20 protein-coding genes are annotated in these 23,237 nt (G+C 55.6%); 4 read left to right on the forward strand and 16 right to left on the reverse strand.

Annotation, left to right across the window (positions count from 1 at the left end; genetic code table 11):
* Window positions 1-131 precede the first annotated feature (131 nt).
* Window positions 132-755, forward strand: a complete 624-nt coding sequence (locus MY052_RS14585; RefSeq protein ID WP_248538948.1) for a DUF2238 domain-containing protein — start codon at window positions 132-134, stop codon at window positions 753-755.
* A gap of 20 nt (window positions 756-775) precedes the next feature.
* Here the strand turns inward: MY052_RS14585 and MY052_RS14590 are convergent, their stop codons facing one another.
* The 3 genes from MY052_RS14590 to melA all read right to left on the reverse strand — a co-directional run bounded on the left by MY052_RS14590 (window position 776) and on the right by melA (window position 3,902).
* Complete coding sequence (locus tag MY052_RS14590; RefSeq protein WP_035897442.1) at window positions 776-1,030, reverse strand: SemiSWEET transporter; 255 nt, start codon at window positions 1,028-1,030, stop codon at window positions 776-778.
* A 2-nt stretch (window positions 1,031-1,032) separates the two neighbouring features.
* Window positions 1,033-2,463, reverse strand: a complete 1,431-nt coding sequence (melB, locus tag MY052_RS14595) for a melibiose:sodium transporter MelB (RefSeq protein WP_123651287.1) — start codon at window positions 2,461-2,463, stop codon at window positions 1,033-1,035.
* 83 nt (window positions 2,464-2,546) lie between these two features.
* Entirely contained in the window at window positions 2,547-3,902 is a 1,356-nt protein-coding gene (gene melA / locus MY052_RS14600) for an alpha-glucosidase/alpha-galactosidase (protein WP_248537285.1), read from the reverse strand.
* 249 nt (window positions 3,903-4,151) lie between these two features.
* Between melA and melR the strand changes: the two genes are divergently transcribed.
* The 3 genes from melR to fhuE all read left to right on the forward strand — a co-directional run bounded on the left by melR (window position 4,152) and on the right by fhuE (window position 11,119).
* Window positions 4,152-5,078 (forward strand): transcriptional regulator MelR, encoded by a 927-nt coding sequence (melR, locus tag MY052_RS14605; RefSeq protein WP_248537286.1) that lies wholly within the window; start codon window positions 4,152-4,154, stop codon window positions 5,076-5,078.
* Between the two features lie 116 nt (window positions 5,079-5,194).
* On the forward strand, window positions 5,195-8,641 hold the full coding sequence (gene mfd, locus MY052_RS14610; protein WP_248537287.1) for a transcription-repair coupling factor: 3,447 nt from the start codon (window positions 5,195-5,197) through the stop codon (window positions 8,639-8,641).
* Window positions 8,642-8,935: 294 nt separating this feature from the next.
* Window positions 8,936-11,119, forward strand: a complete 2,184-nt coding sequence (gene fhuE / locus MY052_RS14615; protein ID WP_248537288.1) for a ferric-rhodotorulic acid/ferric-coprogen receptor FhuE — start codon at window positions 8,936-8,938, stop codon at window positions 11,117-11,119.
* A gap of 109 nt (window positions 11,120-11,228) precedes the next feature.
* Here the strand turns inward: fhuE and ptsG are convergent, their stop codons facing one another.
* From ptsG to rpmF, 13 genes are all read right to left on the reverse strand, one after another.
* Complete coding sequence (gene ptsG, locus MY052_RS14620; RefSeq protein ID WP_035894159.1) at window positions 11,229-12,662, reverse strand: PTS glucose transporter subunit IIBC; 1,434 nt, start codon at window positions 12,660-12,662, stop codon at window positions 11,229-11,231.
* A 319-nt stretch (window positions 12,663-12,981) separates the two neighbouring features.
* Window positions 12,982-13,776, reverse strand: coding sequence for a metal-dependent hydrolase (locus MY052_RS14625; protein ID WP_123651284.1), 795 nt, complete (start codon window positions 13,774-13,776; stop codon window positions 12,982-12,984).
* 10 nt (window positions 13,777-13,786) lie between these two features.
* Complete coding sequence (gene holB / locus MY052_RS14630) at window positions 13,787-14,791, reverse strand: DNA polymerase III subunit delta' (RefSeq protein WP_248537289.1); 1,005 nt, start codon at window positions 14,789-14,791, stop codon at window positions 13,787-13,789.
* Window positions 14,788-15,429, reverse strand: coding sequence for a dTMP kinase (gene tmk, locus MY052_RS14635; protein WP_248537290.1), 642 nt, complete (start codon window positions 15,427-15,429; stop codon window positions 14,788-14,790). The genes holB and tmk overlap by 4 nt, the downstream gene beginning before the upstream one ends.
* Window positions 15,419-16,441, reverse strand: coding sequence for a cell division protein YceG (gene yceG / locus MY052_RS14640; protein ID WP_035894167.1), 1,023 nt, complete (start codon window positions 16,439-16,441; stop codon window positions 15,419-15,421). The genes tmk and yceG overlap by 11 nt, the downstream gene beginning before the upstream one ends.
* A 1-nt stretch (window position 16,442) precedes the next feature.
* Entirely contained in the window at window positions 16,443-17,252 is an 810-nt protein-coding gene (gene pabC, locus MY052_RS14645) for an aminodeoxychorismate lyase (RefSeq protein WP_248537291.1), read from the reverse strand.
* A gap of 141 nt (window positions 17,253-17,393) precedes the next feature.
* The gene (gene fabF, locus MY052_RS14650; protein ID WP_035894170.1) at window positions 17,394-18,635 is read right to left on the reverse strand and encodes a beta-ketoacyl-ACP synthase II; all 1,242 of its coding nucleotides are present in this window, start codon (window positions 18,633-18,635) and stop codon (window positions 17,394-17,396) included.
* 88 nt (window positions 18,636-18,723) lie between these two features.
* Window positions 18,724-18,960 (reverse strand): acyl carrier protein, encoded by a 237-nt coding sequence (gene acpP / locus MY052_RS14655; protein WP_000103754.1) that lies wholly within the window; start codon window positions 18,958-18,960, stop codon window positions 18,724-18,726.
* 209 nt (window positions 18,961-19,169) lie between these two features.
* Window positions 19,170-19,904, reverse strand: a complete 735-nt coding sequence (fabG, locus tag MY052_RS14660) for a 3-oxoacyl-ACP reductase FabG (protein WP_035894171.1) — start codon at window positions 19,902-19,904, stop codon at window positions 19,170-19,172.
* A 10-nt stretch (window positions 19,905-19,914) separates the two neighbouring features.
* Window positions 19,915-20,844, reverse strand: a complete 930-nt coding sequence (gene fabD / locus MY052_RS14665) for an ACP S-malonyltransferase (protein WP_248537292.1) — start codon at window positions 20,842-20,844, stop codon at window positions 19,915-19,917.
* A 17-nt stretch (window positions 20,845-20,861) separates the two neighbouring features.
* On the reverse strand, window positions 20,862-21,815 hold the full coding sequence (locus tag MY052_RS14670; RefSeq protein WP_123651279.1) for a beta-ketoacyl-ACP synthase III: 954 nt from the start codon (window positions 21,813-21,815) through the stop codon (window positions 20,862-20,864).
* 59 nt (window positions 21,816-21,874) lie between these two features.
* The gene (plsX, locus tag MY052_RS14675) at window positions 21,875-22,933 is read right to left on the reverse strand and encodes a phosphate acyltransferase PlsX (protein WP_072011380.1); all 1,059 of its coding nucleotides are present in this window, start codon (window positions 22,931-22,933) and stop codon (window positions 21,875-21,877) included.
* A gap of 122 nt (window positions 22,934-23,055) precedes the next feature.
* A complete protein-coding gene (rpmF, locus tag MY052_RS14680) occupies window positions 23,056-23,229 on the reverse strand; it encodes a 50S ribosomal protein L32 (RefSeq protein ID WP_003036242.1) in 174 nt (57 codons plus the stop codon).
* Window positions 23,230-23,237: the final 8 nt, after the last annotated feature.

Consider the following 23,237-nt stretch of genomic DNA (forward strand, 5'->3'; position numbering starts at 1 on the left):
AGCGAAAGCGGAATGGGTAAATGACTGAACCGTAAGCGCAAGGCTGACAATCGCTGACGAAAGGACACAAACATTGAAATTTTGGCCGTCACGGACAATAGTGTTGTTTTCCCTTTATTTGCGAATTCATGATGATCCGCACCGTCAATCCTCTTCTGCTATCCGCAGGCGCGGCGCTTCTGGCGCTGTTCCTGATTTATACCGGCGTAAGTGCCGCTGAAAAAGTGACCTGGCTGATGGAAGTCACCCCGGTGATTATCGTCGTGCCGCTGCTGCTATTCACGGCGAAACGCTATCCCCTCACTCCGCTGCTCTACACGCTGATTTTCTTTCACGCCATCATTCTGATGGTCGGCGGCCAGTACACCTACGCGAAGGTACCGATTGGTTTTGACGTGCAGGCCTGGTTTGACCTCAGCCGTAACCCGTACGACAAACTGGGGCATTTCTTTCAGGGGCTGGTACCGGCGCTGGCGACGCGAGAAATCCTGCTACGCGGACACATCGTGCGCGGGCGTAAGATGCTGGCGTTTCTGGTCTGCTGTGTCGCCCTCGCCATTAGCGCAACCTACGAGCTGATTGAGTGGTGGGCAGCGCTGGCGATGGGGCAAGGCGCGGATGATTTTCTCGGTACTCAGGGCGACCCGTGGGATACCCAGTCAGATATGTTCTGCGCGCTGTTAGGCGCGTTGACGACGGTGATTGTGCTGGCGGGCTGGCACTGCCGACAGTTAAAAGCTGCCGGATGGCGCTAACGCCTATCCGGCAGTCTTCCCTATCCGCGACGGAACTTGATAATCAAAATGGGCATGGCGAACACCAGCGTCATAAAATTCGCCATGCTAACTGCCGTATCTTCAATCATCACGCCGTAAATCAGCCACATGACCAGTCCGCAAACGAACATGATGTACATCAGGCCGGAGATCCCTTGGGTGTTGCGGGTGGCGATCACTTTAATCGCCTGCGGTAAGAACGACAGCGTCGTCAGGCAGGCGGCCGCATAACCAATCAAAGAAGCCCACTCCATGGTTACGCCTGCGCATCGCGAGTTACGGCAAGCGGAGTTACCGGCACCTCTTGCGGTGCGGCGGGCGTCGGTACTTTGCGATATTTATCCAACAGGTGAATCTGAATTCTACGCAGCTGGTCGCCGTTCAAGCGGTAGTAGCGGAAATAGAGCACCAGGGTAATCGCAAAGAACACGACCGGCAGCACAATCATGATGAACTGCATGCCGAGCACGGTTTCGGCAGATTGGGCAACGTTTGGCGTATAGCCAATCACCCCGAGCACCACCGCGATAAAGAAGGCGGCAAACGCCGACCCGCCCTTCACCACCATCGTCTGCACCGCGTAGGCGATGCTCTCGCAGCGGACGTTAAACTTGTACTCCCCGTAGTCGACGGTATCCGCCACCATAATCACCTGCAATACCCAGAACAGCGCGGTGCCGATATTCAGGAAAATCCCCGCAATGCAGATAACCAGCACGTTTGCCGACCCCGCCAGCGCCATCAGCAACAGCACGCCGCCGCTAACCATCGGCAGGATTGACGCCCCCGCCCATAGCACCCGACGCGATAGCGCCTTCGCCAGACGCGGGAACAGCACCAGCGTCAGCAGGTTGGCCGCCCCGGCATAAGAGAGGTAGTACGGGAACAGGTCCGCATCGCCCACCACGTAGGTGAAATAGTAAATGGCAAAACCGGTGATGATATTCGACGCCACGTTGTAGGCCAGCGCCATTCCCAGCAGACAGGAGAGCTGGTCGTTTTTGTAGATGAGGGCAAGGATCGATTTCAGCGACAGGCGGCTGCTGTCCGCCGTGGCATCGCTGTCTGATGAAAAAACTTCATGGACGTTGCGCAGCGTGACAATCGTCGAGGCGATAAAGAACGCGATCAGCACCAGCGTGAACATCTGGAAGCCAAATCCACGATCCGCTCCGCCCACGTAGTTCACGAACGGCAGCGTTATCCCTGCGGTGACAAACCCGGCGAGGCTGGCAAAAAAGCGCGGGAACGGCACCAGCTGTTCGCGTTCGCGCTTGTCCAGAGTAATGGTCGGCACCAGCGACCAGAACGGAATATCCATCAGGGTATAGGTTGTGCCCCACAGAATGTAGGTGATGCAGACGAACACCACCTGCGTAGTGCCTTCAAACAGATGAGCGCTGAACAGTAAAAACAGCACCAGCGAGTTCGCCAGCGTGCCGAGCAGGATCCACGGCTTAAATTTGCCCCACCGCGTTCGCGTGGCGTTCACCACCCAACCCATGATCGGGTCGTTAAACGCGTTCCAGATTTTAGCCACCAGAAACAGCGTGCCCACCAGGCCCACCGATAATCCCACCACGTCGGTGTAGTAGTACATCAGGTACATGTAGACGATACCGATGGCGAAATCCTTACCAAACGCACCGAATCCGTAACTGAGTTTTGTTGTCAGAGAGATGCTCATAGGGTACCGGGTCACTGTTACCAGCGCCCGCCTTCTGTTATTAGAGAGGTAAGCGCCAGGTCTTACGCCCGGCGCAATTTGGATTAACGGTGCAGCCAGGCCGGTAGCCAGTCGCCGTGTGAGGCAATCAGGTCATCCACCAGCGCATAAATCTCTTCAATGCCCAGCACCGCGGCGGTGTGCGGGTCCATCAGCGCCGCATGGTAAACGCGGTCGCGGTTTTCGGTCAGAATCGCTTCGGTCAGCAGCGTCTGCACGTTGATGTTGGTTTGCATCATGGCGGCCAGATGCGACGGAATCGCCCCTACTTTGGTTGGCTGAATACCGTTGGTGTCCACCAGGCATGCCACCTCAACGCAGCTTCCCTGCGGCAGGTTATCAATCAGGCCGTCGTTACGGACGTTGCCGTAAATCACGCTCGGTTCACCGGTCCAGATAGCATTCATAATGGTGCTGGCGTATTCGCGCGACGGCTTAATATCAATGCGATCGGCGGTTTTGTACTCTTCCAGCTCTTTATGCCAGTTCGCCAACTGCTCGACGCAACGTTTCGGGTACTCGTCCAACGGCACCTTGTAGCGTTCAATCAGATCCTCGCGCCCCGGCTTGATAAACCACGGAGTGTACTCCGCAAAGTGCTCTGACGATTCGGTGACAAAATAGCCCAGCTTTTTAAACATCTCATAGCGCACAATATTCTGGCAGCGCTCATTGCCGTGAATATTCGGTTTCGGCGCTTGACCGGCTTCATAGGCCGCCAGCAGTTCCGGGTAGAGGTTAACGTAGCGACCATCGGCGGTTTTACGCTCCAGCTCCAGGTAGAACGCCATATGGTTAATCCCGGCGCTGCGATAGCGCAGCGTCGCAGGGTCAATATTCAGATCGCGTGCCAGCTCTTCCGCCGTTCCCTGCACCGAGTGACACAGCCCCACCTGCTTGATGTGCGGATAACGGGCGTACATGGCCCAGGTGTTCATCGCCATCGGATTGACGTAGTTGAGCATCGTGGCATCAGGACAGACTTCAGTCATGTCGTCGCAAATTTGCCACAGATGAGGAATGGTGCGCAGCGCACGCATGATACCGCCAGGGCCAAGGGTATCGGCAATCGTCTGCTCCAGTCCGTGGCGCTTGCAGACTTCAAAGTCGGTAACGGTACACGGCTCGTAGCCGCCAATCTGGAAGGCGACCACAACAAAATCGGCCCCCTGTAGCGCCGCTTTGCGGTCGGTATGACAGGTGATATGACCAGATGCGCCGGCAGAATCCATCAGTTTGCGCACAACGATGTGCGACTCTTCAAGACGCGTTTCGTCGATATCCATCAGCGCGATATGCGCCGATTTAAGCGCCTCGCGATGAAAAACATCGCCCAGAATATTTTTCACGAAAATGGTCGAACCCGCGCCGATAAAGGTAATTTTTGGTGCTGTCATCATGACTCTCCAGAAACAGTAGTGAACGCCTTTATCGTGGCATGCGCTCCGGGCGAAAACCTCCGTCTTCCCCGGCGAGCATTCCCAAAAACTCAGATCAGAGGGTGGTCGCGACAAGATCTGAGTTTTTGGGAGTAAATAGACTAAAAAGCAGAGTATCCGGCCTGCTGATCAGGCTAATATCAATGATAGCGGCGGCATTTGAGCCCGCCCTGCTGGCATGATTCTGATATTTCAGGAAACGGAGTAACCATGAGCGACGAGCCAATTACCTTTCTGCCCCGCGACCCGCATATGTGCAACGGCGATGAAAAGCAGACCCGCAGCCCGCTGTCGCTCTATTCCGAATATCAGCGTATGGACATTGAGCTCCGTCGGCCGCACGCGATGGCCGCCAGCCACTGGCACGGTCAGGTAGAGGTTAACGTACCGTTTGACGGCGATGTGGAATACCTGATTAACAACGAAGTGGTGCAGATAAAACAGGGTCACATTACGCTGTTCTGGGCCTGTACTCCGCACCAGTTGACGCGACCGGGCGACTGTCGGCAGATGGCGATTTTCAGCCTACCGATGCACCTGTTTCTCTCCTGGCCGCTGGACCGGGAGCTGATTAACCACGTCACCCACGGCATGGTGGTGCAATCGCTGGCGACCCAGCAGCTCAGCACCTTTGAAGTTTTGCGCTGGCAGCAAGAGGCCTACAGCCCCAATGAACAGATTCGCCAATTGGCGATCGATGAGATCGGCCTGATGCTCAAGCGCTTTAGCCTCTCGGGCTGGCAGCCGATTCTGCTCAACAAAACCTCGCGTACCCACAAGAACAGCGTCTCGCGGCACGCGCAGTTTTACGTCAGCCAAATGCTGGGCTTTATTGCCGATAACTACGATCAGGCGCTGACCATCGACGACGTGGCGGATCACGTCAAGCTCAACGCTAACTATGCGATGGGCATTTTTCAGCGCGTCATGCAGCTCACCTTAAAGCAGTACATTACGGCGATGCGTATTAACCACGTACGCGCCCTGCTGTGCGATACCGACAAAACTATTCTTGATGTGGCAATGACGGCAGGCTTTCGTTCCAGCAGCCGCTTCTACAGCACCTTCAGCCGCTACGTTGGAATGTCACCGCAGCAGTACCGCAAGCTGAGCCAGCAGAAGCGACAAACTCTCTGATCCACCGGTTTCGCTATTTTCAGCGGTTGCACTCCCGCCGCCATCACGGATAATAAGTACAGCAAATTTATATTATTACCGTGAAGACACGGCTTTCTGGAGAACGTGCGCCGACTATGCCTGAACATGCCCGTTACGACCTACCGAGTAAACCTGGCGACCAGCGCCAGCTTGGCGAACTGACCGGTGCCGCCTGCGCGACGCTGGTGGCAGAAATCGCCGAACGTCACGCCGGTCCGGTGGTGCTTATCGCCCCGGATATGCAAAATGCGCTGCGTCTGCACGATGAAATCGGCCAGTTTACCGATAATCTGGTGATGAACCTCGCCGACTGGGAAACGCTGCCTTACGACAGCTTCTCTCCGCATCAGGATATTATCTCCTCACGCCTGTCGACGCTGTACCAGCTGCCCACGATGCAGCGCGGCGTACTGATTGTGCCGGTCAGCACGCTGATGCAGCGCGTCTGCCCGCACAGCTTCCTGCACGGCCATGCGCTGGTGATGAAAAAAGGCCAGCGCCTGTCACGCGATGCGCTGCGTAACCAGCTCGAAAGCGCGGGCTATCGCCACGTGGATCAGGTGATGGAGCACGGGGAGTACGCCACCCGCGGAGCGCTGCTTGACCTCTACCCGATGGGCAGCGAACAGCCTTACCGCCTCGACTTCTTCGACGATGAAATCGACAGCCTGCGCGTCTTCGACGTTGACAGCCAGCGCACGCTCGAAGAAGTAGACGCCATTAATCTGCTTCCCGCACACGAATTCCCGACTGATAAAACCGCCATCGAGCTGTTCCGCAGCCAATGGCGCGATAAGTTCGACGTGAAGCGCGATGCTGAACATATCTATCAGCAGGTCAGCAAAGGTACGCTGCCTGCCGGTATTGAATACTGGCAGCCGCTGTTCTTCAGCGAGCCGCTGCCGCCGCTGTTCAGCTACTTCCCGGCCAACACGCTGCTGGTCAATACCGGCGACCTCGACGCCAGCGCGAACCGCTTCCAGACCGATACCCAGGCGCGATTTGAAAACCGCGGCGTCGACCCGATGCGTCCGCTGCTGCCACCGGCTCAACTCTGGTTGAAAACGGATGAGCTTAACAGCGAGCTGAAAAAATGGCCGCGCATCCAGCTTAAAACCGAGAGCCTGCCGAAGAAAGCCGCCAACACAAACCTCGGCTTCCAGCCGCTGCCGGAGATTGCCGTTCAGGCGCAGAACAAGTCGCCGCTGGAGAACCTGCGTAAGTTTATTGAATCCTTTACCGGCCCGGTGATTTTCTCGGTAGAAAGCGAGGGTCGCCGTGAAGCGTTGGGTGAACTGCTGTCGCGCATTAAGCTTGCGCCGAAGCGTATTCAGCGTCTGGATGAAGCCAGCGGTAACAGCCGCTACCTGATGATTGGCGCCGCCGAGCACGGGTTTATCGATACCCAAAACAACCTGGCGTTAATCTGCGAAAGCGACCTGCTCGGCGAGCGCGTCGCGCGCCGTCGTCAGGATGCGCGCCGCACCATTAACCCGGATACGCTCATCCGCAACCTGGCGGAGCTGCATATCGGCCAGCCGGTGGTGCACCTTGAGCACGGCGTTGGCCGCTATGCTGGGATGACCACTCTGGAAGCGGGCGGCATAACCGGCGAGTATCTGATGCTCACCTACGCCAGCGATGCCAAGCTGTACGTGCCGGTCTCCTCGCTGCACCTGATCAGCCGCTACGCGGGTGGTGCGGAAGAGAATGCGCCGCTGCATAAGCTGGGCGGCGATGCCTGGACGCGTGCACGACAGAAAGCCGCCGAGAAAGTACGCGACGTGGCGGCCGAACTACTGGATATTTACGCCCAGCGCGCCGCCAAAGCGGGCTTTGCCTTCAAACATGACCGTGAACAGTATCAACTGTTCTGCGACAGCTTCCCGTTTGAGACCACGCCGGATCAGGCGCAGGCTATCAACGCCGTGCTGAGCGACATGTGCCAGCCGCTGGCGATGGACCGTCTGGTGTGCGGCGACGTCGGCTTTGGTAAAACCGAAGTCGCCATGCGCGCCGCTTTCCTCGCCGTCGAAAACCACAAGCAGGTTGCGGTGCTGGTGCCGACCACCCTGCTCGCCCAGCAGCACTACGACAACTTCCGTGACCGTTTCGCCAACTGGCCGGTGCGCATCGAAATGCTGTCGCGCTTTCGCAGCGCCAAAGAGCAGACGCAAATTCTGGCCGATGCCGCCGAGGGTAAAATCGATATTCTGATCGGTACCCACAAGCTGCTGCAAAGCGACGTCAAGCTGCGCGACCTGGGCCTGTTAATTGTCGATGAAGAGCACCGCTTCGGCGTGCGCCATAAAGAGCGCATTAAGGCGATGCGTGCCGACGTCGATATTCTGACCCTGACCGCCACCCCGATTCCGCGTACGCTGAACATGGCGATGAGCGGCATGCGCGACCTGTCAATTATCGCCACGCCTCCGGCACGTCGTCTGGCGGTGAAAACCTTCGTGCGCGAATACGACAGCCTGGTGGTGCGCGAAGCGATTCTGCGTGAAACGCTGCGCGGTGGTCAGGTTTATTACCTGTTCAACGACGTTGAAAACATTCAGAAAGCCGCCGATAAGCTGGCGGAGCTGGTACCGGAAGCGCGTATCGCCATCGGTCACGGCCAGATGCGCGAGCGCGAGCTGGAACGGGTGATGAACGATTTCCATCACCAGCGTTTCAACGTGCTGGTGTGTACCACCATCATCGAAACTGGGATCGACATTCCGACCGCCAACACCATTATCATCGAGCGAGCGGACCACTTCGGCTTAGCGCAGCTTCACCAGCTGCGCGGCCGCGTCGGTCGTTCACATCACCAGGCCTACGCCTGGCTGCTGACGCCACATCCGAAAGCGATGACCACCGACGCGCAAAAACGTCTGGAAGCCATTGCGTCACTGGAAGACCTTGGTGCGGGCTTTGCGCTGGCCACCCACGACCTCGAAATTCGCGGGGCGGGCGAACTGCTCGGCGAAGACCAAAGTGGCTCCATGGAGACCATCGGCTTCTCGCTGTATATGGAGCTGCTGGAAAACGCCGTCGATGCGCTCAAAGAAGGTCGCGAGCCGTCGCTGGAGGATTTAACCAGCCAGCAAACCGAAGTCGAGCTGCGCATGCCGTCGCTGCTGCCGGACGATTTTATCCCGGACGTCAACACGCGCTTGTCGTTCTACAAACGTATCGCGAGCGCGAAGAGCGAGAACGAACTGGATGAAATCAAGGTTGAGCTGATTGACCGCTTCGGCCTGCTGCCGGACGCCGCACGCAATCTGCTGGATATCGCGCGTTTACGCCAGCAGGCGCAGAAACTCGGGATCCGCAAGCTTGAAGGCAACGAGAAAGGCGGCGTTATTGAGTTCGCTGAGAAAAACCACGTCAACCCAACGTGGCTGATTGGTCTGCTGCAAAAACAGCCTCAGCACTATCGTCTCGACGGCCCAACGCGCCTGAAGTTCTTCCAGGACTTGAGCGAGCGTAAAACGCGTATGGAGTGGGTGCGCCAGTTTATGCGCCAGCTTGAAGAAAACGCGGTCGCCTGAGTCTTCCCCGCCGGGCGGCGCTACGCTTACCCGGCTTATAATCTAATCATGGTAGGCCCGGTAGGCGTAGCGCCGCCGGGTAATTTCTCTCCTTTTCCCCTTTCCTCACCTATCACTCCCGACTGAAAAACCGTTTCACTTCGCACCATTATCCTGCTTACTTTTGTTTACATATGAATAAGAATGCGTATATTTCTCATTTGCATTTGTTTTCAAGTACGCATTGGCATCACTCATTGACCGTGGCCACAGAGCTGCGGAACACAACAACACTCGTTAGATTAAGGGTTTATCATGTCTTTCATTTCCACTACCCGGGATAACCGCACCGCCCCCACTCTCGTGGCGATGGGCATTGCGCTGGCGCTCTACCCAGGCCTCAGCATCGCCGCGGACAGCAGCGAAGATACCATCATCGTCGATGGCTCAACCGACAGCAGTGCTGCCAACGACCAGCAGGACTACAGCGTAAAATCGACCACAGCTGGTACCAAAATGCAGATGATTCAGCGCGATATTCCGCAGTCGGTTAGCGTCGTCAGCGAACAGCGTATGCAGGATCAGCAGCTACAGACGCTCGGTGATGTGATGAACAACACCATCGGTATCACCAGCAGCCAGGCCGACTCCGACCGTACCAGCTACTTCTCCCGCGGTTTTGCGATTGATAACTATATGGTCGATGGCATTCCGACCTATTTTGAATCTCGCTGGAATCTAGGCGATGCGCTATCCGATACCGCCCTGTTTGAACGTGTGGAAGTGGTACGCGGGGCAAGTGGCCTGATGACAGGGACAGGGAACCCTTCCGCTTCCATTAACATGGTCCGTAAACATGCCACCAGCCAGGAATTCAAAGGCAACCTTTCCGCTGAGTACGGTAGCTGGAACAAACAACGCTATGTTGCCGACCTGCAAAGCCCGTTGACCGATGACGGTAAAGTGCGCGCGCGTATCGTTGCAGGCTATCAGAACAATGATTCCTGGCTTGACCGCTACAATAACGAAAAGACGTTCTTCTCGGGTATTCTGGATGCGGATCTCGGTGACACCACCAGCCTCTCCGTTGGCTACGAATACCAGCAAATCAATGTCAACAGCCCTACCTGGGGCGGCTTACCGCGTTGGAATACCGACGGTAGTACCAACCATTATGACCGAGCACACAGCACCTCGCCGGACTGGGCCTACAACGATAAAGATATCAATAAGGTCTTCATGACGCTGACGCAGCGCTTTGCCGATACCTGGCAGGCAACGCTGAATGCCACCCATTCTGAGGTGAAGTTTGACAGTAAAATGATGTACATCGATGCCTATGTTAACAAGGCGGATGGAACATTAGTTGGCCCGTACGGCAGCTACGGCCCCGATTATGAATACGTTGGCGGGACAGGCTGGAACAGCGGTAAACGTAAAGTTGATGCGTTAGATCTTTATGCGGACGGTAGCTATGACCTGTTCGGCCGCCAGCACAACCTGGTGCTGGGCGGTAGCTACAGTAAGCAGAACAACCGCTATGTAAGCTCCTGGGATAACGTTTTCCCGGATGCCGTCGGCAACTTCGCTAACTTCAATAGCGCCAGTTTCCCAGAGACCAACTGGAGCCCACAGAGCCTCGCGCAGGACGATACCACGCGCATGAAGTCGCTGTATGCCGCGACGCGCATCACGCTGGCCGACCCGCTGCATCTGATCGTTGGCGCGCGTTACACCAACTGGAGCATCGACACGCTGGCCTACAGTATGGAGCAAAACCACACTACGCCGTATGCGGGTCTGGTGTTCGATATCAATGATAACTGGTCAACCTACGCCAGTTATACCTCCATCTTCCAGCCGCAAAACGACAAAGACAGTTCGGGTAAATACCTGAAGCCAATTACCGGCAACAACTACGAAGTGGGTCTGAAGTCTGACTGGATGGACAGCCGTCTGACCACCACCCTTGCCGTCTTCCGTATTGAGCAGGATAACCTGGCACAGTCGACCGGGGTGCCGATTGCGGGCAGCAACGGTGAAATTGCTTATACCACTGCCGATGGTACCGTCAGCAAAGGCGTTGAGTTTGAAATTAACGGTGCACTGACCGATAACTGGCAGTTGACCTTTGGCGCAACGCGCTATGTTGCTGAAGACAATGAAGGCAACGCGGTGAACCCTAACCTGCCTCGCACTACCGTTAAACTGTTTACCAGCTATCGTTTACCGGCAGTACCTGAGTTGACGGTGGGCGGCGGTGTGAACTGGCAGAACCGCGTCTACAAAGATACCGTTACCGAATTTGGCACCTTCCGCGCCGAGCAAGGCAGCTATGCGCTGGTGGACCTGTTCACCCGTTATCAGGTAACCAAAAACTTTGCGCTGCAGGGCAACCTCAACAACCTGTTTGACAAAACCTACGATACCAATATCGATGGTTCTATCGTCTACGGTGAGCCGCGCAACGTGAGCATTACCGCGAGCTATCAGTTCTGATTCAATCTCCAGACAAAGCAAGGGAGCCGAAAGGCTCCCACACTTCAGGCGTAAAAAAGGCAGCCATTCGGCTGCCTTAGTCTCCCCAATTTTACGACTTCGAAATAACTTAGTTATTACGAATATAGTCGTCCATCTCGGTTTTCAGGTTATCGGATTTAGTACCGAAAATCGCCTGAACGCCGGAACCTGCAACGACCACACCGGCAGCGCCCAGTTTTTTCAGGCCAGCCTGATCAACTTTCGCTACGTCGGCTACGCTCACGCGCAGACGGGTGATACATGCATCGAGGTTCGTGATGTTTTCTTTTCCGCCGAAGGCTGCAATCAGCGCCGGAGCCATTTCACTGGTTGCGGTTGCTTTGGAGTCTTCAGTGTTATCTTCACGACCAGGGGTTTTCAGGTCCAGTGCTTTAATCAGCACGCGGAAGACAACGTAGTAGACGATCGCATAGCAAATACCGACGATTGGGAACAGCCACAGTTTGCTGCTGTTACCGGACAGTACGATAAAGTCGATCAGGCCGTGAGAGAACGAAGTACCGTCACGCATACCCAGCAGGATACAGATCGGGAACGCCAGACCAGCCAGAATCGCGTGGATGATGTACAGGATCGGCGCAACGAACATGAAGGAGAACTCGATCGGCTCGGTAATACCGGTCAGGAACGAGGTCAGCGCTGCGGAGATCATGATACCGCCCACTTTTGCACGGTTCTCTGGTTTAGCAGAGTGCCAGATTGCAATCGCAGCAGCCGGCAGGCCGTACATTTTGAACAGGAAGCCGCCGGACAGTTTGCCCGCTGTCGGGTCGCCTGCCATGTAGCGAGGGATATCACCGTGGAATACCTGACCTGCGGCGTTGGTGTATTCACCAATCTGCATCTGGAATGGAACGTTCCAGATGTGGTGCAGACCGAACGGCACCAGGCAGCGTTCGATGAAGCCGTAGATACCAAACGCGACAACCGGGTTCTGGTAAGCAGCCCACTGAGAGAAGGTCTGAATAGCAGTACCGATTGGCGGCCAGATGAAGGACAGGATCACGCCGGTAAAGATAGCGGCCAGACCTGAGATGATCGGTACAAAGCGCTTGCCCGCGAAGAAGCCCAGATATTCTGGCAGCTTGATGCGGTAGAAGCGGTTGAACATGTACGCGGCGATGGCACCGGAGATGATGCCGCCGAGAACACCGGTATCAGCCAGGTGTTTAGCGGTAATCTCTTCAGCCGGTAAATGCAGTACCAGTGGCGCAACCACAGCCATGGTTTTCACCATGATGCCATAAGCGACGACGGAGGCCAGTGCGGATACACCATCGTTATTGGTGAAGCCTAACGCAACACCGATAGCGAAGATAAGCGGCATGTTAGCAAAAACAGAACCGCCTGCTTCTGCCATAACATGAGAAACGACGGCTGGCAGCCAGCTGAAGTTTGCGGAACCGACGCCCAGCAGGATACCTGCGATAGGCAGCACGGAAACCGGCAGCATCAGCGATTTACCGACCTTCTGCAGGTTAGCAAATGCATTCTTAAACATAATTAGGAGTGCTCCTGAGTATTTGTACTTTTGTTATACACATTGTGTATATCTACGTTTTCACGCATTGGTGAGAGGGGAGAGACTCACCAGGGACAGGACATCTAAGTGCCCTTTTTATTTATTACACAGAGTAAAATAATTCACTCCGGTTTTGTTTGACGGCTATCACGTTTCAAAGAGCTATGGCGCAAAATCTTAATCTTCTTTACATAAGACGTGTCTGCATGTTTCAAAAATAACATTCACCGCCACTTTTATGGCGGTGAACTGTACTCGCTTTAACCATTAATTACGAGCAATAAAATAAGCTATGAAATCAGGCAGATTGCAGGCGGGAAGGAGCGATATGGAAAAGGGTCGCGAAGTTATCGGTCGTCTGCTGCGCAAGCTGTTCAAGGCTTACGCCCTTTAGCACAGCCATGTATTCAGCGACATCTCGCACCATCGCCGGCTGGTTCTCTTTGCCACGATGCGGAACCGGAGCCAGGTACGGAGAATCGGTCTCGACCAGCAGCCTGTCCAGCGGCACGTAGCGTGCGGCATCGCGAAGCTGCTCCGCATTACGGAAAGTGACAATGCCGGAAAACGAGATATAGAAGCCCATATCCAGTAGCTTACCCGCCGTCTCTCTATCTTCAGTGAAACAGTGTAGTACACCGCCGCAATCCGTCACCTTTTCTTCCTGCAGGATAGCCAGAGTATCCGCGCGCGCGTCGCGGGTATGAACGATGACCGGCTTGTTCAGCTCACGGCCAATCTGAATGTGCTGGCGGAACGAGAGCTGCTGCTGCGCTTTCGTCTCCGGAGTATAGAAATAGTCCAGCCCCGTTTCGCCCATGGCGACAACGCCCTCTTCCGCCGCCAGACGGCGCAGTTCTTCTACGTCGTAGGGCTCATCCTGATTCAGCGGGTGAACGCCGCAGGAAAAGACCACTTCCGGGCGATTGCCCACCAGCTCACGCATGCTGCGATAGCCCGGTATGGTGGTGGCTACCGCAAGGGCAAAACGGACGTCGCGCGCGGCGGCTTTCGCCATCACATCGTCAACGTCTTTGTGCAAGGATTCATAGTTAAGGCCATCAAGATGGCAGTGCGAGTCGACTAAAAACATGATGTCTCTCTTAGAGGTGGGATACTGGCAGTACCGCACCAGGTTGCAAATACTGTTCCCAGCGCAGCAGGCGCTCGGTGAGGATCAATTCTCGGTTTAGCCCGGTGACGCTCAGCAGCTGTTCGCGGCAAGTGCAGGCATCGGCGGCGATCGCCTGCAGGCGCGATGCGGACAGCGCGTTTGCCAGCCGATTCACCAGGTCGACGCTATCAACATTGGTCAGACGCGTGATTCGCTGCTGATGTTTCAGGGCATCCAGCAGCAGCGACGAGAACCAGTGCAGGCGCGCCACGGCTGAATCATGGTTCAACGACGGTAAAAGCGCCAGCCAGTCACCGCTATTTAAGGTAGCGCTCAGCGCCTGACAGAGTTTTTCGCGCGCCCCCCAGGTATCTGCCGCCAGCAGATCCAGCGCGGCAGCAGGCGCGTGGTCGCACAAGCGCAGCGCGGTTAATAACGTCTCTCGCGGCTGGCTGATTTCACGCTCAAGCCACGCCAGTGCATAGGCTTCGTTCGGCGGTGCCAGATGATAGAAACGACAGCGGCTGCGCAGCGTGGCCAGCAGACGTGCAGGCTCTTCACAGGCGAGGAAGAACCAGGTGTTTTTCGGCGGTTCTTCCAGCGTTTTTAACAGCGCATTAGCCGCCGCTTCGGTGAGCAATGCCGCATCGGCAATCCACACCACTTTCGCCCCACCAAGACGCGAATGCTCATACAGTTTTTCGCTAGTCTCGCGCACCGCATCAATACCCAGCGTGCTTTTGCCTTTTTCCGGCTGCAGCACATAGTAGTCGGGGTGCGTCCCCGCCTGCATCAGTTGGCAGCTATGGCACTGACCGCAGCTTTTCTGGCCGTCGGGGTTCTGGCACATCAGGAAGCGGGTGATGGCATAGGCCAGTGAGTCGGCCCCCATTCCGCCGCGCGCCTGAATCAGCAGCGCGTGGTGACCGCGTCCAGCCTGATAGCTTGCAACAAGCTGTTCAAACGGTGGGCGCAACCACGGATACCATTTCATGCCTGCTGCTCCGCAAACCAGGCGGTAACCGCGGCGCGAATATCGCTCATCACGTTGTCCAGCGGCTGGGTGGCATCAATGGTAATGATGCTGTTATCTTCCGCCGCCAGTTCAAGGTAACGAGCGCGGGTGCGGTTGAAGAAATTCAAAGATTCCTGCTCAATACGGTCGAGGTCGCCGCGAGCACGAGCACGTTTCAGACCCACTTCAGGCGTCACATCGAGATAAATGGTCAGGTTCGGACGGAAATCGCCGAGCACGGCATCGCGCAGCGTCGCCAGCATCTTTCTGTCGATACCGCGCCCGCCGCCCTGATAGGCCTGAGTCGAGAGGTCATGACGGTCGCCAATCACCCACTTACCGCTCGCCAGCGCCGGTTTGATAACCGAGTCAACCAGCTGCACGCGGGCAGCATAGAACATCAGAACTTCCGCTTTATCGGTAATCACTTCGTCGCCGACCGATTTGATGTCCAGTACCAGGCTGCGCAGCTTTTCGGCCAGCACGGTGCCGCCCGGTTCACGGGTGAACAGCAGGTCGTTCACGCCGAGGTCGCGAAGCGTTTCGACAACCACGTCACGCGCGGTGGTTTTTCCCGCGCCTTCCAGGCCTTCAATGACGATGTAATTACTGCGCATTTTTATCCTTTAGCACTTTCAGGTAATCCTGCACCGAGCGGTTATGGCTCGCAAGATTGGTATTAAACGTATGCCCGCCTTTGCCATCGGCCACAAAATAGAGGTACGGCGTTTTTGCCGGATGCGCGGCGGCATTCAGCGAGGCTTCGCCCGGGCTGGCAATCGCCCCCGGCGGCAGGCCAGAAATCGTGTAGGTATTATACGCGGTTGGGGTCTCAAGATCCTTACGGGAAAGCTTTCCATCGTAGCTCTCACCCATGCCGTAGATAACGGTCGGATCGGTTTGCAGACGCATGCCGATGCGCAGGCGGTTGATAAACACCGACGCCACGCGGTCGCGTTCTTCCGGCACCGCGGTCTCTTTCTCAATGATAGAGGCCATCGTCACCAGCTGGTTTTTATCATCATACGGCAGGTTATCTGCACGCCCTTCCCAGACCTTATCAACCTGGGCGACCATTTTCTGGTGCGCGCGCTTAAGGATAGCGACGTCGCTGGTATTGGCAGTGTACATCCAGGTATCCGGCCAGAACCAGCCCTCAACCCATTCAGGGTTGTCGAACTTCAGCGCTTCGGCCACCGTGGCGTATTTATCATCGCTCAACGTGTGTTTGATGTACGGCGCTTCACGCAGCTGTTTAAGGTAATCGCTCAGGCGCATCCCTTCGACGAAACGCAGTGGGAACTGCGCTTCTTTGCCGCTCCCCAGCAGTTGCAGCATCTCACGCACGGTCATCTGCGGCGTGAAGCGATAGGTACCGGCCTTAAAGTGAGAAAGTTCAGGTTCAAGACGCAGCAGCCACTGGAATACCCGCGGGCGGTTGAGCACTTTATCTGCATAGAGTTGGTCGCCGAGCGCCAGTCTTCCGGTGCCGGTTTTTAGCGTAAAGACCATCTCTTCTTTAATCAGGAGCGTACTGCTGGCGAGCTGTCGCACTTTCCACACGCCGACGCCGGCGGCAATGCCCAGGACAACCAACAGTAACAAAACTACGCGTAACATTTTCTTCATGCTAATCAGGCGACTCACAAAGTGGGGCTAAATATCGGTAAAGTTCGCGGGCAGACCACTGCTGCTCCGCATAGCGCTGAACGGGAACCACGGGCATCAGAGCGTTACAGATGAGCACTTCATCGGCCTGCGCTAACGCCGACAGCGGCGCATTCACTTCGACAACGCGATAGGCCGTCGGTGCCAGACGTTTCATTATATATTGCCGCATAATGCCGTTCACTCCCGCCTGGTCGAGACGCGGCGTATAGACATCCTGCCCGCAGCGCCAGAACAGATTAGCGGCACAGCATTCCGTAAGCCACCCGTCGCTGTCAAGGACAAGGGCTTCATCGGCGTTTGTCTGCTCAAGATGAGAACGAATCAATACCTGCTCGAGGCGATTGAGGTGCTTAAGGCCAGCCAGGTAAGGATTGCGCCCAAGCGGAACCGGGCTCAGTGCCAGAGTGGCCCCCTCCTCCTTCCAGCGCGCATAATGAGCAGGTGCCGCAGAGGTGGAGAGGATGCGCGTAGGCGTATCGCAGGCGCTGCCGCTATATCCGCGACCGCCCGCTCCCCGGCTCAGAATCACCTTGAGTACGCCCGTTTGCTGGCGCTGGGCAAGTGAGGTCATCTCATCACCGAGCGTTGACCAACGTTCAAAGGGAATAGCTAACCGTTCGCAGGCGGACTGCAACCGGGCAAGATGGGCATCCAGAAGCTGCACCCGGCCATCAACTACGCGGGCGGTGGTAAAGCAGCCGTCACCAAACTGGGTTGCACGATCGTTCACCGCGAGGGTGTTTTGTTCGAGGCCATTAATCAAGAACATAGCGGCTCCTTATTGATGGTCGGGTAGTGTCGCAGGACGAAACGCGTTGAACAAGCAGAGAAAGCCGAATAAAAAAAGGCCCGACATGCGGGCCTTCATCAATGCGTTATCTGATGGCGCATCGCCATCAGATAATCAGGCTCAGACCTTTTTGAAGATCAGTGAGCCGTTGGTACCACCGAAGCCGAAGGAGTTACACAGCGTGTACTCCATGCCGCTAACCTGACGTGCTTCGTGAGGCACGAAGTCCAGGTCGCAACCTTCATCCGGGTTATCCAGGTTGATGGTTGGCGGTACGGCCTGATCGCGCAGGGCCAGGATAGAGTAGATAGATTCTACTGCACCCGCAGCACCCAGCAGGTGACCGGTCATTGACTTAGTGGAGCTGACCATTACGCGGCTTGCTGCGTCGCCAAAGACAGACTTAACGGCCTGTGCTTCTGCTTTATCGCCAGCAGGCGTAGAGGTACCGTGGGCGTTCACGTAGCCAATCTGGCCCACGTCAATACCTGCGTCGCGAATGGCGTTAACCATCGCCAACGCAGCACCCGCGCCGTTTTCCGGCGGTGAAGTCATGTGGTACGCATCGCTGCTCATACCAAAGCCAACGACTTCAGCATAGATTTTCGCGCCACGTTTTTTCGCGTGTTCGTACTCTTCGAGTACAACCATACCTGCGCCGTCACCCAGCACAAAGCCATCACGCTCTTTATCCCACGGACGGCTCGCCGCCTGCGGGTTATCGTTACGCGTAGACAGCGCACGCGCCGCACCGAAACCACCTACACCCAGAGGGGTACTGGCTTTTTCAGCGCCACCGGCAACCATCGCATCCGCATCGCCGTAAGCGATGATACGCGCGGCCTGACCGATGTTGTGCACACCGGAAGTACAGGCGGTCGCGATGGAGATGCTTGGCCCACGCAAACCGAACATGATGGTCAGGTGACCTGCCACCATGTTAACAATCGTCGACGGAACGAAGAACGGGCTAATCTTACGCGGTCCACCATTCACCAGAGAGGTGTGGTTTTCTTCGATAAGACCGAGACCGCCAATACCGGAGCCAATAGCGGCGCCAATACGGTGAGCGTTCTCTTCCGTAATTTCAAGGCCAGAATCCTGCATGGCCTGAACGCCAGCGACAATTCCATATTGAATGAAGGCATCCATCTTGCGCTGTTCTTTGCGCGAGATAATGTCATCACAGTTAAAATCCTTTACTAAGCCAGCAAATTTGGTTGCATAGGCGCTAGTATCGAAATGGTCGATCAGGCTGATGCCACTCTGACCGGCAAGGAGAGCTTTCCAGGTAGACTCTACGGTATTGCCGACAGGAGACAACATGCCCAGTCCGGTCACAACTACACGACGCTTAGACACGTTTGTCCTCCAGGGAGGGATAAAATTGATACTTATGGGAGAAAAAGATAAAACTCAGGCGGTCGAATGACCGCCTGGAGATGTTCACTTACGCCTGGTGACCGTTGATGTAATCAATGGCAGCCTGAACGGTGGTGATTTTCTCAGCTTCTTCGTCCGGAATCTCAGTATCAAACTCTTCTTCCAGAGCCATTACCAGCTCAACGGTGTCAAGAGAATCTGCGCCCAGGTCTTCAACGAAGGAAGCATTGTTGGTCACTTCTTCCTGCTTAACGCCCAGCTGTTCGCCGATGATTTTCTTAACGCGTTCTTCGATAGTGCTCATACTCTTAAATTTCCTATCAAAACTCGCTTTCGCGATGGTTTTCGTAGTGTATAAAATGTTGAAAAATTTGCAACTAAATCCCGGCAGGTCGTACCACGATTTTACGCTATTTTGAGGGTGTTTGCCCTCATAACGCAAATGATTTTGCACTAATCATACTCAGACATACGTAGATTGCCCGTTGTCTGAGCACTTTGTGCAAAACACAATCAGACCATGTACATCCCGCCGTTTACGTGCAACGTTTCACCAGTGATGTAACTTGCTTCGTCGGAGGCCAAAAATGCAACCGCACTAGCGATTTCATTTGGAGTGCCGAGGCGCCCCGCAGGAACTGCCGCCAGTGTACCCGCACGCTGCTCATCGGTCAGCGCACGCGTCATGTCCGTTTCAATAAAGCCCGGAGCAACAACGTTCACAGTAATACCGCGTGACGCAACTTCACGCGCCAGTGATTTACTGAAGCCAATCAGACCCGCTTTCGCCGCAGCGTAGTTAGCCTGACCCGCATTTCCCATGGTACCAACCACAGAACCGATAGTGATGATACGCCCATGACGCTTTTTCATCATAGCGCGCATTACCGCTTTTGACAGACGGAAAACAGATGACAAGTTGGTTTCGATAATATCGTTCCACTCGTCATCTTTCATGCGCATTAACAGGTTATCACGAGTAATCCCGGCATTATTGACCAGAATGTCTACTTCGCCAAACTCTGCGCGGATATTTCCCAGAACTGATTCAATAGATGCCGGGTCGGTCACATTCAACAGCAGACCTTTACCGTTCGCACCCAGATAATCGCTAATCGCCTGCGCGCCGCTTTCGCTGGTCGCAGTACCGATAACTTTCGCGCCGCGAGCGACGAGAGTTTCAGCGATTGCGCGGCCAATACCGCGGCTTGCACCCGTTACCAGTGCAATTTTTCCTTCAAAGCTCATGCTTTCCTCTTTATTGCGCAAGTGCCGCTGACAGGGCAGCCGGCTCGTTAATGGCCGATGCAGTCAGGGTATCTACAATACGTTTGGTCAGGCCGGTGAGGACTTTACCCGGACCAACTTCATACAGATGCTCTACACCCTGGGATGCCATAAACTCAACGGTTTTGGTCCACTGAACCGGGCTGTACAGCTGGCGAACCAGCGCGTCGCGAATCGCGTCGGCATCGGTTTCGCACTTCACGTCGACGTTGTTCACAACCAGAACGGTCGGCGCGTTAAAGGTAATTTTTTGCAGCTCAACGGCCAGTTTTTCCGCCGCAGGCTTCATCAGCGCGCAGTGGGATGGCACGCTAACCGGCAGCGGCAGCGCACGCTTAGCGCCCGCGGCTTTACAGGCAGCACCTGCGCGTTCAACCGCTTCCTTGTGACCGGCGATAACCACCTGGCCCGGCGAGTTGAAGTTGACTGGAGAAACCACCTGCCCTTGCGCAGACTCTTCGCACGCTTTGGCGATAGCCGCATCGTCAAGACCGATGATAGCAGACATGCCGCCGGTACCTTCTGGTACCGCTTCCTGCATGAACTTACCGCGCATCTCAACCAGACGCACTGCATCAGCGAAAGCAATAACGCCCGCACAAACCAGCGCAGAATATTCGCCCAGGCTGTGACCGGCCATCAGAGAAGGCGCTTTACCGCCCTGCTGCTGCCACAGACGATACAGAGCAACGGAAGCGGTCAGCAGCGCCGGCTGGGTCTGCCAGGTTTTGTTCAGTTCTTCAGCCGGACCTTGCTGGGTCAACGCCCATAAATCGTAGCCCAGCGCAGCGGAAGCTTCCTGGAAAGTTTCTTCAATAACCGGATAGGTTGCTGCCAGTTCAGACAGCATGCCTACCGCTTGTGAACCCTGACCCGGGAACACGAAAGCGAATTGCGTCATGTTTATAATCCTTATACTTAGAAACGGACCAGCGCAGAACCCCAGGTGAACCCACCACCGAAGGCCTCAAGCAGCACCAGTTGACCACGTTTAATACGGCCATCGCGTACGGCTTCGTCAAAGGCGCAAGGCACGGAAGCCGCAGAGGTGTTGCCGTGACGGTCGAGCGTTACTACGACGTTGTCCATCGACATGCCGAGTTTCTTCGCCGTCGCGCTGATAATACGTAAGTTCGCCTGGTGTGGCACCAGCCAGTCCAGTTCAGAACGGTCGAGGTTATTGGCCGCCAGCGTTTCATCAACGATGTGCGCCAGTTCAGTTACCGCGACTTTAAAGACTTCGTTACCGGCCATCGTCAGATGGATGGAGTTTTCCGGGTTAACGCGGTCGGCGTTCGGCAGCGTCAGCAGCTTACCGTAACTACCGTCTGCATGCAGATGGGTAGAGATGATGCCCGGTTCTTCGGATGCACCCAGTACCACAGCGCCTGCGCCGTCACCGAAAATAATGATCGTGCCGCGATCGGTAGGATCGCAGGTGCGTGCCAGCGTATCCGCCCCCACCACCAGCGCATATTTCACGGCCCCGGTTTTGACGTACAGATCGGCCACGCTCAGCGCGTAGGTGAAGCCTGCGCACGCTGCCGCGACGTCGAATGCCGGTGCGCCTTTCACGCCCAGCATTTCCTGAATCTGACAAGCTGCGCTTGGGAAAGCGTGGGTCGCAGAAGTGGTAGCAACCACAATCAGCCCCAGTTCGCTGGCGTCAATGCCCGCCATTTCCAGCGCGCGTTTTGCCGCTTCGTAACCCAGCGTAGACACGTTTTCATCAGGGCCAGCAATACGGCGCTCGCGGATACCTGTTCGGGTGACAATCCACTCGTCAGAGGTATCTACCATTTTTTCCAGATCGGCGTTAGTCCGCACTTGCTCAGGCAGATAGCTGCCGGTACCAATAATCTTCGTATACATGTACGCTCAGTCACTTTTCGCTAATATAGCCGCCCTATTCAACGACCGGGGAGTAGGCACTATTTGTTGCCGACTTCCAGGGTGTCGAATCCTGCGGGGTATACGGATTCCAGGCGAGCGGCAATTCGCTGAGGAACTTGTCGCTGCACCGCCTGCACTGCCTGTTCTATAGCGATCGCAAAGGCTCGCTGATTGGCCGCACCATGACTCTTAATCACCGTGCCGCGCAATCCTAACAGACAGGCGCCATTATACTGGTCGGGGTTGAGGTGACTGAATCGCCTTGTCAGGCTTTTTTGTAACCAACGCTTTAATAAATACAGCCACCACGACCGTTTTTTCCCCTCGCTCTGCGATTTCAGCAGCGAAAGGAAGACTCTGACAACCCCTTCCATCGTCTTTAAGGTGACGTTACCTGTGAAGCCATCGCAAACTAATACATCGGTTTTTCCCGTCAACAGCTCATTGGCTTCAAGATAGCCGATATAGTTGAGGGAAGAGATTGTTTTTAACACTAATGAGGCGTCACGAATACTATCATGACCCTTAATCTCTTCTTCACCGATGTTCAGCAGTGCCACGCGCGGGTTTTCAATCCCCAACACGTCCTCGGCCATGACCGAGCCCATGACGGCAAATTGCACCAGCATGGTACTGTCGCAATCCACGTTGGCACCGAGATCCAGCACCACCGTTTTGCCCTTTTGCTGATGCGGTAGAACCGTCACCAGCGCCGGACGCTCAATCCCCTGAAGGGGTTTGAGCAATAATTTTGCCAGCCCCATCAACGCTCCGGTATTCCCGGCGCTGACGCAAGCTTCGGCCCGCCCTTCTTTCACCATCTCCAGCGCCACACGCATTGAACTACCGCGACTGTGGCGAATAGCATGCGAAGGCCGCTCATCACTGGCAATAACCGACTGGGCAGGGATAATCTGCAAACGTGAACGTTGTTCAAAGTCAGCTTTGGCAAGTAATGGCGTAATGTCGTCGGGATTGCCGACTAAAAGAAGTGAGAGTTGCGGATTAGAACTCAGTGCCTGCAATGCTGCAGGCACTGTCACGGAAGGGCCAAAATCGCCCCCCATGACATCTAACGCCAGGGTTAGACGTGTCAAGGTATCGTCGCCGCTTGGTTTGGTTTATCCCCGCTTGCACGGGGAAAGCCTCACTAAGCTTCACCACGCTTGCACTCATTGTCTTTCGCGCCGAAGCGAGAAATCCGCTGAGTATCGCGTGATTACTTAGCGATTACCTTACGGCCACGGTAGAAACCGTCGGCAGTGATGTGGTGACGCAGGTGTTGTTCACCAGAAGTTTTGTCTACAGACAGGCTGGTGACTGCGGTCAGAGCGTCATGGGAACGACGCATGCCACGTTTGGAACGGGTTGGTTTATTCTGTTGTACGGCCATGGACCTTA

Origin of the sequence: Kluyvera ascorbata, assembly GCF_023195735.1 — a bacterium.
GTDB lineage: Bacteria > Pseudomonadota > Gammaproteobacteria > Enterobacterales > Enterobacteriaceae > Kluyvera > Kluyvera ascorbata.

Bases quoted from the DNA above. Each gene is read 5' to 3' on its own strand.
- rpmF (WP_003036242.1), bottom strand. From the start codon at position 23,229: ATGGCCGTACAACAGAATAAACCAACCCGTTCCAAACGTGGCATGCGT.
- holB (WP_248537289.1), bottom strand. From the start codon at position 14,791: ATGAAATGGTATCCGTGGTTGCGCCCACCGTTTGAACAGCTTGTTGCA.
- yceG (WP_035894167.1), bottom strand. From the start codon at position 16,441: ATGAAGAAAATGTTACGCGTAGTTTTGTTACTGTTGGTTGTCCTGGGC.
- MY052_RS14625 (WP_123651284.1), bottom strand. From the start codon at position 13,776: ATGTTTTTAGTCGACTCGCACTGCCATCTTGATGGCCTTAACTATGAA.
- MY052_RS14590 (WP_035897442.1), bottom strand. From the start codon at position 1,030: ATGGAGTGGGCTTCTTTGATTGGTTATGCGGCCGCCTGCCTGACGACG.
- fhuE (WP_248537288.1), top strand. From the start codon at position 8,936: ATGTCTTTCATTTCCACTACCCGGGATAACCGCACCGCCCCCACTCTC.
- melB (WP_123651287.1), bottom strand. From the start codon at position 2,463: ATGAGCATCTCTCTGACAACAAAACTCAGTTACGGATTCGGTGCGTTT.
- fabG (WP_035894171.1), bottom strand. From the start codon at position 19,904: ATGAGCTTTGAAGGAAAAATTGCACTGGTAACGGGTGCAAGCCGCGGT.
- melR (WP_248537286.1), top strand. From the start codon at position 4,152: ATGAGCGACGAGCCAATTACCTTTCTGCCCCGCGACCCGCATATGTGC.
- fabD (WP_248537292.1), bottom strand. From the start codon at position 20,844: ATGACGCAATTCGCTTTCGTGTTCCCGGGTCAGGGTTCACAAGCGGTA.
- melA (WP_248537285.1), bottom strand. From the start codon at position 3,902: ATGATGACAGCACCAAAAATTACCTTTATCGGCGCGGGTTCGACCATT.
- tmk (WP_248537290.1), bottom strand. From the start codon at position 15,429: ATGCGCAGTAATTACATCGTCATTGAAGGCCTGGAAGGCGCGGGAAAA.
- ptsG (WP_035894159.1), bottom strand. From the start codon at position 12,662: ATGTTTAAGAATGCATTTGCTAACCTGCAGAAGGTCGGTAAATCGCTG.
- pabC (WP_248537291.1), bottom strand. From the start codon at position 17,252: ATGTTCTTGATTAATGGCCTCGAACAAAACACCCTCGCGGTGAACGAT.
- MY052_RS14585 (WP_248538948.1), top strand. From the start codon at position 132: ATGATCCGCACCGTCAATCCTCTTCTGCTATCCGCAGGCGCGGCGCTT.
- acpP (WP_000103754.1), bottom strand. From the start codon at position 18,960: ATGAGCACTATCGAAGAACGCGTTAAGAAAATCATCGGCGAACAGCTG.
- MY052_RS14670 (WP_123651279.1), bottom strand. From the start codon at position 21,815: ATGTATACGAAGATTATTGGTACCGGCAGCTATCTGCCTGAGCAAGTG.
- mfd (WP_248537287.1), top strand. From the start codon at position 5,195: ATGCCTGAACATGCCCGTTACGACCTACCGAGTAAACCTGGCGACCAG.